This is a genomic window from Streptomyces sp. NPDC001135, from assembly GCF_053598395.1.
Window position 1 is genome coordinate 133,636 of sequence record NZ_JBSFKD010000017.1, and the last position, 14,452, is coordinate 148,087.

Genomic DNA, 14,452 nt, shown 5'->3' on the forward strand with positions numbered 1-14,452 from the left:
GCAGCGGCACCCTCTTATGCTGGTCCGGCAGCCGGTCCGCAGGGACCCGGTCCCCACGGACCCGGTCCACCGGGGCCACCCCGTCCACAGCAGAGAGGTCACCCGTTGGGGAACAGCAGCGGTCCGCAGATCCCGGTCGTCGTGCTCGCCGGTTTCCTGGGCTCCGGGAAGACCACGCTCCTCAACCACCTCCTGCACCGCAGCGGAGGCAGCCGTATCGGCGCGGTCGTCAATGACTTCGGGGCCATCGAGATCGACGCGATGGCCGTCGCGGGTGCCCTCGGCGACTCCACCGTCTCGCTGGGCAACGGCTGCCTCTGCTGTGCCGTCGACACCGGCGAACTCGACCTCTACCTGGACCGGCTCGCCGACCCGGACACCGGCATCGACGTGATCGTCATCGAGGCCAGCGGGCTCGCCGAGCCCCAGGAACTCGTGCGGATGGTGCTGGCCAGCGAACACCCGAGGGTCGTCTACGGCGGCCTGGTCGAGGTCGTGGACGCCGCCGAGTTCGACGACACCCGTGCCAGGCACCCCGAGATCGACCGGCATCTGGCCCTCGCCGACCTGGTGGTGGTCAACAAGCTCGACCGTGCAGCGGACGGTGACCGGGTCCTCGATCTGGTCCGGTCCCTCACGGACCGCGCCGCCGTCGTCCCCGCCACCTACGGCCGGATCGACCCGGAGTTCCTCTTCGACTGCAGGCCGAGCGAGGAGCGCATCGGGCAGCTGTCCTTCGACGACCTCCACGAGCACACCGAGGACGAGCCCGAGGAACACGCCGGGCACCTGCACACCGGCTACGACAGCCTGTCCTTCACCTCCGAGGTCCCCCTGGAACCCCGCCGCCTCATGCGGTTCCTGGACGGCCGGCCCGAGGGGCTGTACCGGATCAAGGGATACCTCGACTTCGGGCCGTACGACCCCGTCAACCGGTACGCCGTGCACGCAGTCGGCCGGTTCCTGCGCTTCTACCCCGAGCCCTGGGGTGCTGCCGGCGACCGCCGCACCCAGCTCGTGCTGATCGGCTCCGGCATCGACACCGAGGCCCTCGGCCAGGAGCTCAAGGGGTGCCGGAACGACGCCCCGCACACCGACGAACACGGCATGTGGGGCGTCCTGCGCTATGTCCGGGGCTCCGAGGAGGAGCCCGACGCGGAGTCCTGCGAGGCGTCGTACGAGGCCTAGAGCACCGGCCCCGCGACCACCGACACCGTCTTCGCCAGCGATGTGCCCGAGCCGTCCCGGCGCGGGTCCGGCTCCGGCAGCTCCACCGGGCTGCCGGTCTTCTGCGCCGCGCGCGCGGGAGCCGGTCCCGCCCAGGCCAGTGACAGGCAGTCCTCCCCCTTCAGGAACCGCTGGCAGCGCACGCCGCCCGTGGCCCGGCCCTTGCGCGGGTACTGGTCGAACGGCGTCAGCTTGGCCGTCGTCTGTACCGAGTCGTCCAGCGTGCCGCGCGAACCCGCCACCGTGAACACCACCGCGTCGGCCGCGGGGTCGACGGCCGTGAAGGAGATCACCTTCGCGCCCTCGGTGAGCTTGACCCCCGCCATACCGCCCGCCGGGCGGCCCTGCGGGCGCACGATGGACGCCTGGAAGCGCAGCAGCTGCGCGTCGTCGGTGATGAAGACCAGGTCCTCCTCGCCGGTGCGCAGCTCCACCGCGCCGACGATCCGGTCGCCCTCCTTCAGCGTGATGACCTCCAACTCCTCCTTGCTGGACGGGTAGTCGGGCACCACACGCTTGACGACACCCTGCTCGGTGCCCAGCGCGAGGCCCGGCGACGACTCGTCCAGCGTGGTCAGACAGACCACCGTCTCGTCGTCCTCCAGGGAGACGAACTCCGCCAGCGGCGCCCCTCCGGACAGGTTCGGGGCCGTCGCCGTCTCCGGCAGCTGGGGCAGGTCGACCACGTTGATCCGCAGCAGGCGGCCCGCCGAGGTCACCGCGCCGATCTCGCCGCGCGCGGTCGCCGGGACCGCCGAGACGATCACGTCGTGCTTGACGCGCCTGCCGCCCTCCTGCTCCGGGAACGGCTCGCCGGTCGACGTACGGGCCAGCAGACCCGTCGAGGACAGCAGCACCCGGCACGGGTCGTCGGCGACCTGCAGCGGCACCGCGGCCACCGGGGCGCCCGCCGACTCCAGCAGGACCGTACGCCGGTCGGTGCCGAACTTCTTCGCCACGGCGGCCAGTTCGGCCGAGACCAGCTTGCGCAGCTCCGCGTCGGAGTCCAGGATCCGGGTCAGCTCCGCGATCTCCGCGGTGAGCCTGTCCTTCTCCGCCTCCAGCTCGATGCGGTCGTACTTGGTGAGCCGGCGCAGCGGCGTGTCGAGGATGTACTGCGTCTGCACCTCGCTCAGCGAGAAGCGCTCCATCAGGCGCTCCTTGGCCTGCGCGGAGTTCTCGCTGGACCGGATCAGCCGGATGACCTCGTCGATGTCGACCAGCGCGGTCAGCAGGCCCTCGACCAGGTGCAGCCGGTCGCGGCGCTTGCCGCGGCGGAACTCGCTGCGCCGCCGGACGACGTCGAAGCGGTGGTCGAGGTAGACCTCCAGCAACTCCTTCAGACCCAGCGTGAGCGGCTGGCCGTCCACCAGGGCGACGTTGTTGATGCCGAAGGACTCCTCCATCGGGGTCAGCTTGTACAGCTGCTCCAGGATGGCCTCCGGCACGAAGCCGTTCTTGATCTCGATGACCAGGCGCAGGCCGTGCTCGCGGTCGGTGAGGTCCTTGACGTCGGCGATGCCCTGGACCTTCTTCGAGTTGACCAGGTCCTTGATCTTCGCGATGACCTTCTCGGGGCCGACCGTGAAGGGCAGTTCGGTGACGACCAGGCCCTTGCGGCGGGCCGTCACCGTCTCCACCGACACCGTGGCACGGATCTTGAAGGTGCCGCGGCCCGTCGCGTACGCGTCCCGGATGCCGTCCAGACCGACGATCCGGCCGCCGGTGGGCAGGTCCGGGCCGGGGACGTGCTTCATCAGCGTGTCCAGGTCCGCGTTCGGGTACCGGATCAGGTGGCGGGCGGCAGCGATCACCTCGCCGAGGTTGTGCGGCGGCATGTTCGTCGCCATGCCGACGGCGATGCCCGAGGAGCCGTTGACCAGCAGGTTCGGGAAGGCGGCGGGTAGCGCCACCGGCTCCCGCTCCTGGCCGTCGTAGTTGGGCGCGAAGTCGACCGTGTCCTCGTCGATCGACTCGGTCATCAGGCTCGTCGCCTCGGCCTGGCGGCACTCGGTGTACCGCATGGCGGCCGGCGGGTCGTCGTTGCCCAGCGAGCCGAAGTTGCCGTGCCCGTCGACGAGCGGCACGCGCATGGAGAAGGGCTGCGCCATGCGCACCAGGGCGTCGTAGATCGACGCGTCGCCGTGCGGGTGCAGCTTGCCCATGACCTCGCCGACGACACGCGCGCACTTCACGTAGCCGCGGTCGGGGCGCAGGCCCATCTCGTTCATCTGGTACACGATCCGGCGGTGCACCGGCTTGAGGCCGTCACGGGCGTCCGGCAGGGCGCGCGAGTAGATGACCGAGTACGCGTACTCGAGGTAGGAGCCACGCATCTCGTCCACGACGTCGATGTCGAGGATCTTCTCCTCGTACGAATCGTCGGGCGGCGGGGTCTTCGTGCTGCGGCGGGCCATCGCTGCCTGGCTCCTTCTGATCTGTTCGGTCGCCTTGCTGAAGCGTGGGACGGATCTGACGCCGACCATTGTGGACCGAGGCACTGACAGCCTGTGCCACGCCCCGGTCCCGGCAAGCTCCCCGGCCCCGGGGGCCGGGTCCGGGGCAGGCTACGCGATCCGCTGTGGGCGTACGTCCCGCGGGAACTTCGCCGAGCCCCCGCACGCTGTGCATACAGTGGCAGGAACGGCAGGAAGACCGCGGTTTCCACAACCGCATCCGCTCGCGAAGGGATGTACATGCCCATGGGTCACACGACCACAGCCGAGGCAGGCTCCGGGGGCCTGACAGCGACCGAGCACCGCCTGGCCAACGGTCTGCGCGTGGTGCTTTCCGAGGACCACCTGACCCCGGTGGCGGCGGTCTGCCTCTGGTACGACGTCGGCTCCCGCCACGAAGTCAAGGGACGCACCGGTCTGGCTCACCTTTTCGAGCACCTGATGTTCCAGGGTTCGGCGCAGGTCAAGGGCAACGGTCACTTCGAGCTGGTGCAGGGCGCCGGCGGCTCGCTGAACGGCACCACCAGCTTCGAGCGCACCAACTACTTCGAGACCATGCCCGCCCACCAGCTGGAGCTCGCCCTCTGGCTGGAGGCCGACCGCATGGGCTCGCTCCTCGCCGCCCTGGACGACGAGTCGATGGAGAACCAGCGGGACGTCGTCAAGAACGAACGCCGTCAGCGCTACGACAACGTCCCCTACGGCACCGCCTTCGAGAAGCTGACCGCGCTGTCGTACCCGGAGGGCCACCCCTACCACCACACGCCGATCGGCTCGATGGCGGACCTGGACGCGGCCACCCTGGAGGACGCCCGCCAGTTCTTCCGCACCTACTACGCGCCGAACAACGCGGTGCTCTCCGTGGTCGGCGACATCGACCCCGTGCAGACGCTGGCCTGGATCGAGAAGTACTTCGGTTCGATCACCGCGCACGACGGCAAGCCCGCGCCGCGTGACGGCTCCCTGCCGGAGATCATCGGCGAGCAGAAGCGCGAGGTCCTCGTCGAGGAGGTCCCGGCGCGCGCCCTGATGGCCGCCTACCGGCTCCCGCACGACGGCACGCGCGCGTGCGACGCGGCCGACCTCGCCCTGACCGTCCTCGGCGGCGGCGAGTCCTCCCGCCTGTACAACCGGCTGGTGCGCCGCGACCGCACGGCCGTCGCGGCCGGCTTCGGCCTGCTGCGGCTGGCCGGCGCACCCTCGATGGGCTGGCTGGACGTGAAGGCCTCCGGTGACGTCGAGGTGCCGGTCATCGAGGCCGCCATCGACGAGGAGCTGGCCCGGTTCGCCGAGGAGGGCCCCACGCCCGAGGAGATGGAGCGCGCCCAGGCCCAGTTGGAGCGCGAGTGGCTGGACCGGCTCGGCACGGTCGCCGGCCGCGCCGACGAACTGTGCCGGTTCGCCGTCCTGTTCGGCGACCCGCAGCTCGCCCTCACGGCCGTGAAGCGCGTCCTGGAGATCACCCCGGAGGAGGTCCAGGAGGTCGCCAAGGCCCGTCTGCGCCCCGACAACCGCGCGGTCCTGGTCTACGAACCGAAGTCCCCGGAGGCCCCCGACGCCGACGTCCCCGAGGACCCCGAGCAGGAAGCGACCGTAGAGGCCGGTAACGAGAACGAGGAGACGGCCAAGTGACCGAGCTCGCCACCATGGACTTCCACCCCCAGCCGCAGCCCGGCGAGGCCCGTCCCTGGGCGTTCCCGGCGCCCGAGCGCACCGCGCTCGACAACGGCCTGACGGTGCTGCGCTGCCACCGCCCCGGCCAGCAGGTCGTCGCCGTCGAGGTGCTGCTCGACGCACCCCTGGACGCCGAGCCGGCCGGCCTGGACGGCGTTGGCACGATCATGGCGCGGGCCTTCTCCGAGGGCACCGACAAGCACTCCGCCGAGGAGTTCGCCGCCGAGCTGGAGCGCGCGGGCGCCACGCTCGACGCGCACGCCGACCACCCCGGCGTCCGGCTCAGCCTGGAGGTCCCGGCCTCCCGCCTGGCCAAGGGCCTCGGCCTGCTCGCCGACGCCCTGCGCGCGCCCGCCTTCGCCGAGAGCGAGGTCGAGCGGCTGGTCCGCAACCGCCTGGACGAGATCCCGCACGAGCTGGCCAACCCCTCCCGCCGGGCCGCGAAGGAGCTCTCCAAGGAGCTGTTCCCGGCGACCTCGCGCATGTCGCGTCCGCGCCAGGGCACCGAGGAGACCGTCGAGAAGATCGACGCCGCCGCCGTACGCGCCTTCTACGACCGGTACGTTCGCCCCGCCACGGCCACGGCCGTCGTGGTCGGTGATCTCACCGGCACCGACCTGGACGCGCTGCTCGGCGACACCCTGGGCGCCTGGACCGGCACCCCGGGCGAGCCGCGGCCCGTGCCGCCGGTGACCGCGGACGACACCGGCCGCGTGGTCATCGTGGACCGGCCCGGTGCCGTCCAGACGCAGCTACTCATCGGCCGCGTCGGCCCCGACCGGCACGACCGCGTGTGGCCCGCCCAGGTGCTCGGCACGTACTGCCTCGGCGGCACCCTCACCTCCCGCCTGGACCGCGTCCTGCGCGAGGAGAAGGGCTACACCTACGGGGTGCGCGCCTTCGGGCAGGTCCTCAGGTCCGCTCCGGACGGTACGGGTGCCTCGATGCTCGCCATCAGCGGCTCCGTGGACACCCCCAACACCGGTCCCGCGCTGGAGGACCTGTGGAAGGTGCTGCGCACCCTCGCGGCGGACGGCCTGACCGACGCCGAGCGGGACGTGGCCGTGCAGAACCTCGTCGGGGTGGCGCCGCTGAAGTACGAGACCGCGGCGGCCGTCGCGAGCACGCTGGCCGACCAGGTCGAGCAGCACCTGCCCGACGACTTCCAGGCGACGCTGTATCAGCAGCTGGCCGCGACGGGCACGGTGGAGGCCACGGCGGCCGTCGTGAACGCCTTCCCGGTGGACCGCCTGGTGACCGTCCTCGTCGGTGACGCCGCCCAGGTCAAGGCGCCGGTCGAGGCACTCGGCATCGGCGAAGTGACCGTGGTGGCGGCCGAGTAGCGGCACACGCGCGTGGGGCCCTGGCGACCGACGGGTCGTCAGGGCCCCTTGTGCGCTCCGCTCTCCACCTCCCAGATGTCCGAATTGGGGCGGAGGTTGCCTGTCTGCCCTGTGGGATGCGCTACAAAAGCCCGGATCCGTTTGGGGTTGGAAAGCGGGCTTCCGTAGCGTCGTCCGGGCTGTTCGTCAGGCAGTGCGCCGCACCCGCGGCACCGGACAGCCATCGCCGAGTCCCCGTACGGCGCGAGCCAGGGGAGCCGGGGACCCACCGTCCCTGGGGTGAATCGGGCGCCCGCGCGCGAGCGAGGGGGCCCGTAGGAGACCTTCCTGCTCCGAACCCGTCAGCTAACCCGGTAGGCGAGAGGGAAGGAAAGGACCAGCCACTTCATGGCGTTCATGTGCGCCACCGGGAAGCACCGCAAGCCCGGCCGGGTCAAGCGCACCACCGCCCAGGCGGCCGGCATCGCGGCCCTCACCACCACCGGCGTCATCGGCACCGTCGCGGCGCCTCATGCGTTCGCCGCCGAGAACACCGCCGAGCAGACCGGCCTCACCCCGGTGGTGAGCGTCGGGGACGACATAGCCGAGCAGATCGACGCGCAGGCCGCCGCCCAGCAGCAGGTCGCCGAGCAGAAGGCGGCCGAACAGGCCGCGGCCAAGAGGGCCCGGGAGGTCCGCGAGGCCAGGGCGCGCGCCGCCCGCGAGGCCGAGCGCAAGCGTCTGAACGCCTTCGTCGCCCCGATCGCGCACTCCTACGTGTCGACGGCCTACAAGGCCAGCAGCTCCCTGTGGTCCTCCGGCTCGCACACCGGCATCGACTTCCACGCGGCCAGCGGCACACCCGTTCACGCGGTCGGCGTGGGCACCGTCGTCTCCACCGGCTGGGGCGGCGCGTACGGCAACGAGATCGTGATCCGGATGGCCGACGGCATGTACACCCAGTACGGCCATCTCTCGTCGATCGGCGTCACGGTGGGCCAGCAGGTCACCCCGGGCCAGCAGATCGGTCTGTCCGGCGCGACCGGCAACGTCACCGGTCCGCACCTCCACTTCGAGGCCCGCACGACCCCCGACTACGGCTCGGACGTCGACCCCGTCGCCTACCTGCGCCGGCACGGTGTGAGCGTCTGACGTCCCAGGCTCCGCCCGCGCAGCCCCGGCCCGCACCGGCCGGGGTTTCGCTGTTTTCTGGGGCGTCCACCGGACCCGCCGACCAAAAAATATCCATGGATTCCGGCCCGCCGTCGGAATTTCCGACGCATTGGAATAGAGTCACGGAACACGCGTCCATCGTCGACGTTTCACGGGGATTAAGGCGGAGGTCGGTCATGCGTATTCCGGCGCACTCGGTGTGCACGGCGATCCGGGACGACATCGTCGCCGGTGTCCACGAGCGCGGCGGCCGCCTCACCGAGGAAGTCCTGGCCCGCCGCTACGGCGTCTCGCGCGTCCCCGTCCGCGAGGCCCTGCGCACCCTGGAGGCGGAGGGCTTCGTGGTGACCCGCCGGCACGCGGGCGCGTGCGTGGCCGAACCGACCGAGCAGGAGGCCGCCGACCTGCTGGAGATGCGCGTGCTCCTGGAGCCGCTCGGGGCCGCCCGGGCCGCCCAGCGCCGCACGGAGGCCCACCTCAAGGTGCTGCGCGGCCTGGTCAGGATCGGTCAGGAGCGGGCCAGGAGGGGGCACAGCGACGATCTGCGCTCACTGGGCGGCTGGTTCCACGAGACGCTCGCCCAGGCCTGCGGCAGCCCCTCGCTGACCGCGATGCTCATCCAGCTGCGGCACAAGATCGCCTGGATGTACGCGGTGGAGGCGCCGCCGAGTCCGGTGGAGTCCTGGGCGGAACACGGCGCCATCGTCGACGCGGTGGCGCGCGGTGACGGCGAGCGCGCGCGGGCGGTCACGGCGCTGCACACCGAGCGTGCGGCGGCCGCGCACCGGTTGCGTCGTCCCGGGGCCGCCGAGCGTGTGAGGACCTCGCAACGTGCCGTAAACATGCCGAGTCTCCGGCATTAACACGGGAGCCGTATACAAAGAAGGGGTATTCGGTGGACCTGGATTTCCGCTGCCCCTTTCCCGTGCGCCCTGAATTCAACGGCCGAAAAACGCGGAAGCCGCGCCACCCGGAATGGGCGGCGCGGCTCCCTCGCCTTGCTCAGACGGTCTCGGGCAGCTCTTCCAGGCCCTCGGAGACCAGCTTGGCCAGACGGTCCAGGGCGGCGTCCGCGCCCTCGGCGTCGGAGGCGAGGACGATCTCCTCGCCACCCTGGGCGCCCAGACCCAGGACAGCCAGCATGGAGGCCGCGTTGACGGGGTTGCCGTCAGCCTTGGCGATCGTCACCGGGACGCCTGCGGCCGTGGCGGCTCGGACGAAGATGGAGGCGGGGCGGGCGTGGAGGCCCTCGGCCCAGCCGACGTTGACGCGGCGCTCAGCCATGTGTTGCTGCCCTTCAGTCTTCAGGGTTGTCTAGACCAGTTTCCCATATCGCGAAGCATGCCCGGAGCGGACCTCCGTCCAGCCCCGGCGTGTCGTCGGACCGCGGCCTCGGTCCGGCTTTCGTCCCCCACAGACTGCCCCGCGCCGTTGTCGTACGCGAGCCGTACTCTGGGGCCCATGCAGACCTCGGCGGACCGGCAGGACCGGCACCAGTACCCCGCCCACTGGGAGGCGGACGTGGTGCTGCGCGACGGGGGAACCGCACGCATCCGGCCCATCACCATCGATGACGCCGACCGCCTGGTCAGCTTTTACGAGCAGGTCTCGGACGAGTCGAAGTACTACCGCTTCTTCGCGCCGTACCCCAGGCTCTCCGCCAAGGACGTCCACCGCTTCACGCACCACGACTTTGTGGACCGGGTGGGACTCGCTGCCACCGTGGGCGGCGAGTTCATCGCCACCGTACGCTATGACCGCATCGGCGCCGACGGCCTGCCCGCCTCCGCGCCCGCCGACGAGGCCGAGGTCGCCTTCCTCGTGCAGGACGCCCACCAGGGCCGCGGGGTCGCCTCCGCCCTGCTGGAGCACATCGCCGCCGTCGCCCGCGAGCGCGGCATCCGCCGCTTCGCCGCCGAGGTCCTGCCGGCCAACACCAAGATGATCAAGGTGTTCACGGACGCCGGCTACACCCAGAAGCGCAGCTTCGAGGACGGCGTCGTACGCCTGGAGTTCGATCTCGAACCCACCGACCGCTCCCTCGCCGTGCAGCGCGCGCGGGAACAGCGCGCCGAGGCCCGCTCGGTACGGCGGCTGCTCGTGCCCGGCTCGGTCGCGGTCGTCGGCGTCGGCCGCGCCCCCGGCGGAGTCGGCCGCAGCGTCCTCGGCAACATCCGGGACGCCGGCTACGGCGGCCGGCTGCACGCCGTGAACAAGGCCTTCCCGGAGGACCTCGAGGAGGTCGACGGGGTGCCGGCGCACCGGTCCGTGCGGGACATCGACGGCCCGGTGGACCTCGCCGTCGTCGCCGTACCCGCCGCGTACGTGCCCGCCGTGGTCGCCGAATGCGGAGAACACGGCGTCCAGGGGCTCGTCGTGCTCTCCGCCGGGTACGCGGAGAGCGGGCCCGAGGGGCGCGAGCGGCAGCGGGCGCTCGTACGGCAGGCGCGCGCGTACGGCATGCGGATCATCGGCCCGAACGCGTTCGGGATCATCAACACCGCACCGGACGTCCGGCTGAACGCCTCCCTGGCCCCGGAGATGCCCCGCCCCGGCCGCATCGGCATGTTCGCCCAGTCCGGCGCCATCGGCATCGCCCTGCTGTCCCGGCTGCACCGGCGCGGGGGAGGGGTCACCGGGGTCACGGGCGTGTCCACCTTCGTGTCCGCCGGCAACCGCGCGGACGTCTCCGGCAACGACGTCCTCCAGTACTGGTACGACGACCCCGAGACCGACGTCGCCCTCATGTACCTGGAGTCGATCGGCAACCCCCGCAAGTTCACCCGCCTCGCGCGGCGGACGGCGGCGGCGAAGCCGCTGGTCGTGGTGCAGGGGGTCGGTTCCGCGCCGCAGGGGCACGCGGTACGGGCCACCCGGCTGCCGCACGCCACCGTCTCCGCGCTGCTGCGGCAGGCCGGGGTGCTCCGGGTCGACACGATCACCGAGCTGGTCGACGCGGGGCTGCTGCTCGCGCGGCAGCCGCTCCCCGCGGGGCCGAGAGTGGCGATCCTCGGGAACTCCGAGTCGCTGGGGGTGCTGGCGTACGACCGCTGTCTCGCCGAGGGGCTACGGCCCTCGCGTCCGGTGGATCTGACGACGGGGGCGACCGCGGAGGATTTCCATCGGGCGTTGACGCGAGCGCTGGCCGACGACACCTGCGACTCCGTCGTGGTGACGGCGATACCGGCCATCGGGGAAGCGTCGCCGGGGGACGCGGAGTTGGCGGAGGCGCTGCGGTCGGCTGCGGCTGCGGTCCCGGGCAAGCCGGTGCTGGTGGTGCATGTGGAGCTCGGGGGTCTCGCCGAGGCGTTGTCGGCCGCGGCCAGTACGGCACCCCGGGCCGTCGACAGGGCACCCGGTACTGCGGGCGGTGCCCACCCTGGCCCGCCCTCGGTTCCGCTCGAGCGGGGGGACCCCCGTCGCCCCGCGGAACGACCGTCCACCGCGGGAGCGGACGGCCTGCCCGCCGCACCTGCGGCCCCGCCCGAAGGCACACATCTCATCCCCGCCTACCCTGCCGCCGAACGCGCCGTGCGGGCTCTCGCCGAGGCCGTCAAGTACGGGCAGTGGCGGCGGGAGGCCGCGGACCCGGGGAAGGTGCCCGAGTACGACGACATCGACGAGAAGGGTGCCGCGCGGCTGATCGGTGAGCTGCTCGCGCGTGGGGAGGGGCTCACGATCTCCGACGCCGAGACCTGCGAGCTGCTCGGGAAGTACGGCATCCCGCTGCGGCGAGCGCTCCCCGCCCCCACGCCCGACGACGCCGCCGAGGCCGCCCGCGCCCTCGGCTACCCGGTGGCCCTCAAAGCCACCGCCCCGCACCTCAGGCACCGTGCCGACCTGGGCGGCGTACGCCTCGACCTCGCGGACGAGGAGCAACTGCGCCGCGCGTACGCCGAGTTGACCGAGCTGTTCGGCAAGCCGGAGGAGCTGCGGCCGGTGGTGCAGGGCATGGCGCCGCGCGGTGTCGACACCGTCGTACGGGCGGTGATCGACCCGGCGGCCGGAGCCGTCCTGTCCTTCGGGCTCGCCGGGGCCGCCTCGCAGCTGCTCGGGGACATGGCGCACCGGCTCGTCCCGGTCACCGACCGGGAGGCGACCTCCCTGGTGCGCTCGATCCGTACGGCGCCGCTGCTGTTCGGCTGGCGCGGCTCCACACCCGTGGACACCCCGGCGCTGGAGGAGCTGCTGCTGCGGGTGTCCCGGCTGGTCGACGATCACCCGGAGGTGGTCGCCGTCACCCTGGAACCGGTCGTCGTCGCCCCGCACGGCGTGAGCGCCCTCGGCGCCACGGTACGGCTCGCGCCCCCGCCCGCCCGCGACGACCTCGGCCCGCGCACGATGCCGGCCTACTGAGCGGGGGAGGGGGAGCACATGGAGATCGCCGGCCGGCGGCTGCCCGGGGGCAGCTGGTGGGGCTGCGAGGTGCCCGGCCGGGACGCCGCGCGGCTGCGGCCGGCCACCGGGTGCGGCCTCACGGACCCCCACGGCCCGGAGGCCGACTCGGCCGCCCCCGCCCGGCTCTCCCGCCGGCTCGCTGTCCGGGAGCCGGTCCTTCGCGCGTCCACGGCCGGGGAGACTGCTTGCCCGGGTCGGACCCCGGGCGGGGCATCGCGGCTCGTCGTCGTCTTCGGGACGGACGCCGGTGGCCCGGAGCCCGTCTCCTGTCCGGTCGCCGCCGAGTGGCTCGGCGTCCGCCAGGGGCTCGTCCGCAGGCCGCCACGCGCGCGTGCAAAGGCCTCCCCGGGTCTGCGTGACTGGCCCGGACCCCCCTTGCCCACGGATTAGGATGGACGCCATGGCCAAGACCAGTACGACGACCCAGGGGCTGCGCGCGGCGATCGAGCGCAGCGGCTACTACCCGGCCCTCGTGGCCGAGGCGGTGGAGGCCGCTGTGGGCGGCGAGCCCATCCGGTCGTACCTGGTCCACCAGGAGACGACGTTCGACCAGAACGAGGTCCGCCGGCACGTCACGGTGCTGGTCCTCACCGGCAACCGCTTCATCGTCAGCCACACCGACGAGCAGGCCGCCGACAGCACCTCCCCGACGCCGTACGCCACCACCTCCACCGAGTCCGTGAAGCTCGGCCGGATCTCCTCGGTCGTGGTCAGCCGCGTGGTCGCGAACCCGGAGCAGTACGCGCCGGGCACGCTGCCCCGGGAGGTCGTGCTGACCATCGGCTGGGGCGCGGTCAGCCGTATCGACCTGGAGCCCGCCGCCTGCGGCGACCCCAACTGCGACGCCGATCACGGCTACACGGGCAGCTCCACGGCGGACGACCTCAGCCTGCGCGTCAGCGAGGCCGGGGACGGCCCGGAGACGGTGCGCCAGGCGCTCGCCTTCGCACAGGCCATCTCGGAGGCGACCGCGGACGTCGCCCGCTGATGTCCCAGCTCTCCGCCTGGGACCACCCGGAACCCCTCGCCCTGGACACCGCGCCGCTGCCCGAGTACGGCAGCGGCTCCCTCGCCGATCTGCTGCCCACCCTGGCCGCCGGAATGGGCGTCCCCGGCATGACCGCGACGATCCCGGAACTGACCGCCGCCGACCGCGTCTGTGTCTTCCTGATCGACGGGCTCGGCTGGGAGCAGCTGCTGGCCCACCGGGACGAGGCGCCCTTCCTGACCTCGCTGCTCGGCACCTCGCGGGGTGGCACCGGCCGCCCGCTCACCGCCGGCTACCCGGCGACCACCGCCGTCTCCCTCGCCTCCGTCGGCACGGGCCTGCCGCCCGGCGCCCACGGCCTGCCCGGCTACACGGTCCGCAACCCGGCCACCGGCGAGCTGATGAACCAGCTCCGCTGGCAGCCGTACACCGACCCGCGGGCCTGGCAGCCGTACCCGACCGTCTTCCAGCTGGCCGAGCGAGCCGGGGTGCACGCGGCTCAGGTGACCTCGCCCGCCTTCGAGCACACTCCGCTCACCAGGATCGCGCTCAGCGGCGGCGGCTTCCACGGCCGGCTGAGCGGCGAGGAGCGCATGGATCTCGCGGCCGGGCAACTGGCCGCCGGGGACCGCTCGCTGGTCTACACGTACTACTCCGAGCTGGACGGCGCCGGACACCGCTACGGGGTCGCCTCCGACACCTGGCGCGGCCAGCTGATGTACGTCGACCGGCTCGCCCAGCGCCTCGCCGAGCAGCTGCCGCCGCGCAGCGCGCTCTACGTCACCGCCGACCACGGCATGGTCGACATCCCGTTCGACGACGAGCACCGCCTCGACTTCGACACGGACTGGGAACTGCGCGCCGGGGTCGCCCTGCTGGGCGGCGAGGGCCGGGCGCGGCACGTGTACGCGGTGCCGGGCGCCGAGAACGACGTACTGACCGTCTGGCGCGAGGTGCTCGGCGAGCAGTTCTGGGTGGCCTCGCGGGACGAGGCGATCGAGGCGGGCTGGTTCGGGCCGCACATCGACGAGCGGGTGTATCCACGGCTCGGGGACGTGGTGGCGGCCGCGCACGACGACGTCCTGATCATCGCGTCCGAGCGGGAGCCGAAGGAGTCGGCGCTGGTCGGCAACCACGGTTCGATGACGCCCGCCGAGCAGCTGGTCCCGCTGCTCGAAGTACGCTCCTGACGCCCCCCTGGCGCTCCCCCTGTG

11 protein-coding genes and 1 riboswitch are annotated in these 14,452 nt (G+C 72.4%); of the genes, 9 read left to right on the forward strand and 2 right to left on the reverse strand.

Translation table 11 applies throughout. The features are described 5' to 3' along the window. The first annotated feature begins 105 nt into the window (after positions 1-105). Positions 106-1,188 carry a CobW family GTP-binding protein gene (locus ACWC94_RS21775; protein WP_450798494.1) on the forward strand — a complete coding sequence of 361 codons (1,083 nt, stop codon included), beginning with the start codon at positions 106-108 and terminating at the stop codon, positions 1,186-1,188. On the opposite strand, the gene ACWC94_RS21780 is transcribed toward ACWC94_RS21775, so the two are convergent. Then, positions 1,185-3,644 carry a DNA gyrase/topoisomerase IV subunit A gene (locus tag ACWC94_RS21780; RefSeq protein ID WP_450798496.1) on the reverse strand — a complete coding sequence of 820 codons (2,460 nt, stop codon included), beginning with the start codon at positions 3,642-3,644 and terminating at the stop codon, positions 1,185-1,187. The two genes, ACWC94_RS21775 and ACWC94_RS21780, sit on opposite strands and share 4 nt — an antisense overlap. Positions 3,645-3,923: 279 nt before the next feature. Here ACWC94_RS21780 and ACWC94_RS21785 point away from each other — a divergent pair, with 279 nt between their 5' ends. From ACWC94_RS21785 to ACWC94_RS21800, 4 genes are all read left to right on the forward strand, one after another. Next, a complete protein-coding gene (locus ACWC94_RS21785) occupies positions 3,924-5,315 on the forward strand; it encodes a M16 family metallopeptidase (protein WP_450798498.1) in 1,392 nt (463 codons plus the stop codon). Further along, complete coding sequence (locus ACWC94_RS21790) at positions 5,312-6,700, forward strand: M16 family metallopeptidase (RefSeq protein WP_450798499.1); 1,389 nt, start codon at positions 5,312-5,314, stop codon at positions 6,698-6,700. The genes ACWC94_RS21785 and ACWC94_RS21790 overlap by 4 nt, the downstream gene beginning before the upstream one ends. A 214-nt stretch (positions 6,701-6,914) precedes the next feature. Next, a riboswitch (cyclic di-AMP (ydaO/yuaA leader) is annotated at positions 6,915-7,075 on the forward strand. Between the two features lie 12 nt (positions 7,076-7,087). Further along, positions 7,088-7,831, forward strand: a complete 744-nt coding sequence (locus ACWC94_RS21795) for a M23 family metallopeptidase (RefSeq protein ID WP_450798500.1) — start codon at positions 7,088-7,090, stop codon at positions 7,829-7,831. Between the two features lie 197 nt (positions 7,832-8,028). Beyond that, positions 8,029-8,715, forward strand: coding sequence for a GntR family transcriptional regulator (locus ACWC94_RS21800; protein WP_450798502.1), 687 nt, complete (start codon positions 8,029-8,031; stop codon positions 8,713-8,715). Between the two features lie 139 nt (positions 8,716-8,854). Here ACWC94_RS21800 and ACWC94_RS21805 read toward each other — a convergent pair whose 3' ends face one another. Further along, on the reverse strand, positions 8,855-9,136 hold the full coding sequence (locus ACWC94_RS21805) for an HPr family phosphocarrier protein (protein WP_003993478.1): 282 nt from the start codon (positions 9,134-9,136) through the stop codon (positions 8,855-8,857). 177 nt (positions 9,137-9,313) lie between these two features. On the opposite strand from ACWC94_RS21805, the gene ACWC94_RS21810 reads away from it, so the two are divergent. Genes ACWC94_RS21810 through ACWC94_RS21825 form a run of 4 tightly spaced genes read left to right on the forward strand, consistent with a single transcriptional unit; the run spans position 9,314 to position 14,428 of the window. Continuing rightward, positions 9,314-12,208: a bifunctional acetate--CoA ligase family protein/GNAT family N-acetyltransferase gene (locus tag ACWC94_RS21810; RefSeq protein ID WP_450798504.1), complete on the forward strand. Its 2,895-nt coding sequence runs from the start codon at positions 9,314-9,316 to the stop codon at positions 12,206-12,208. An 18-nt stretch (positions 12,209-12,226) separates the two neighbouring features. Next, complete coding sequence (locus ACWC94_RS21815; RefSeq protein ID WP_450798506.1) at positions 12,227-12,640, forward strand: hypothetical protein; 414 nt, start codon at positions 12,227-12,229, stop codon at positions 12,638-12,640. A 10-nt stretch (positions 12,641-12,650) separates the two neighbouring features. After that, positions 12,651-13,238, forward strand: coding sequence for a DUF5998 family protein (locus ACWC94_RS21820; RefSeq protein ID WP_450798508.1), 588 nt, complete (start codon positions 12,651-12,653; stop codon positions 13,236-13,238). Next, positions 13,238-14,428, forward strand: a complete 1,191-nt coding sequence (locus ACWC94_RS21825) for an alkaline phosphatase family protein (protein ID WP_450798510.1) — start codon at positions 13,238-13,240, stop codon at positions 14,426-14,428. The genes ACWC94_RS21820 and ACWC94_RS21825 overlap by 1 nt, the downstream gene beginning before the upstream one ends. The last annotated feature ends 24 nt before the right edge of the window (positions 14,429-14,452 follow it).

Excerpts from the sequence above, each read along its gene's own strand:
- ACWC94_RS21815 (WP_450798506.1), top strand. The coding sequence starts at position 12,227 with ATGGAGATCGCCGGCCGGCGGCTGCCCGGGGGCAGCTGGTGGGGCTGC.
- ACWC94_RS21805 (WP_003993478.1), bottom strand. The coding sequence starts at position 9,136 with ATGGCTGAGCGCCGCGTCAACGTCGGCTGGGCCGAGGGCCTCCACGCC.
- ACWC94_RS21825 (WP_450798510.1), top strand. The coding sequence starts at position 13,238 with ATGTCCCAGCTCTCCGCCTGGGACCACCCGGAACCCCTCGCCCTGGAC.
- ACWC94_RS21795 (WP_450798500.1), top strand. The coding sequence starts at position 7,088 with ATGGCGTTCATGTGCGCCACCGGGAAGCACCGCAAGCCCGGCCGGGTC.
- ACWC94_RS21810 (WP_450798504.1), top strand. The coding sequence starts at position 9,314 with ATGCAGACCTCGGCGGACCGGCAGGACCGGCACCAGTACCCCGCCCAC.
- ACWC94_RS21785 (WP_450798498.1), top strand. The coding sequence starts at position 3,924 with ATGCCCATGGGTCACACGACCACAGCCGAGGCAGGCTCCGGGGGCCTG.
- ACWC94_RS21800 (WP_450798502.1), top strand. The coding sequence starts at position 8,029 with ATGCGTATTCCGGCGCACTCGGTGTGCACGGCGATCCGGGACGACATC.
- ACWC94_RS21820 (WP_450798508.1), top strand. The coding sequence starts at position 12,651 with ATGGCCAAGACCAGTACGACGACCCAGGGGCTGCGCGCGGCGATCGAG.
- ACWC94_RS21780 (WP_450798496.1), bottom strand. The coding sequence starts at position 3,644 with ATGGCCCGCCGCAGCACGAAGACCCCGCCGCCCGACGATTCGTACGAG.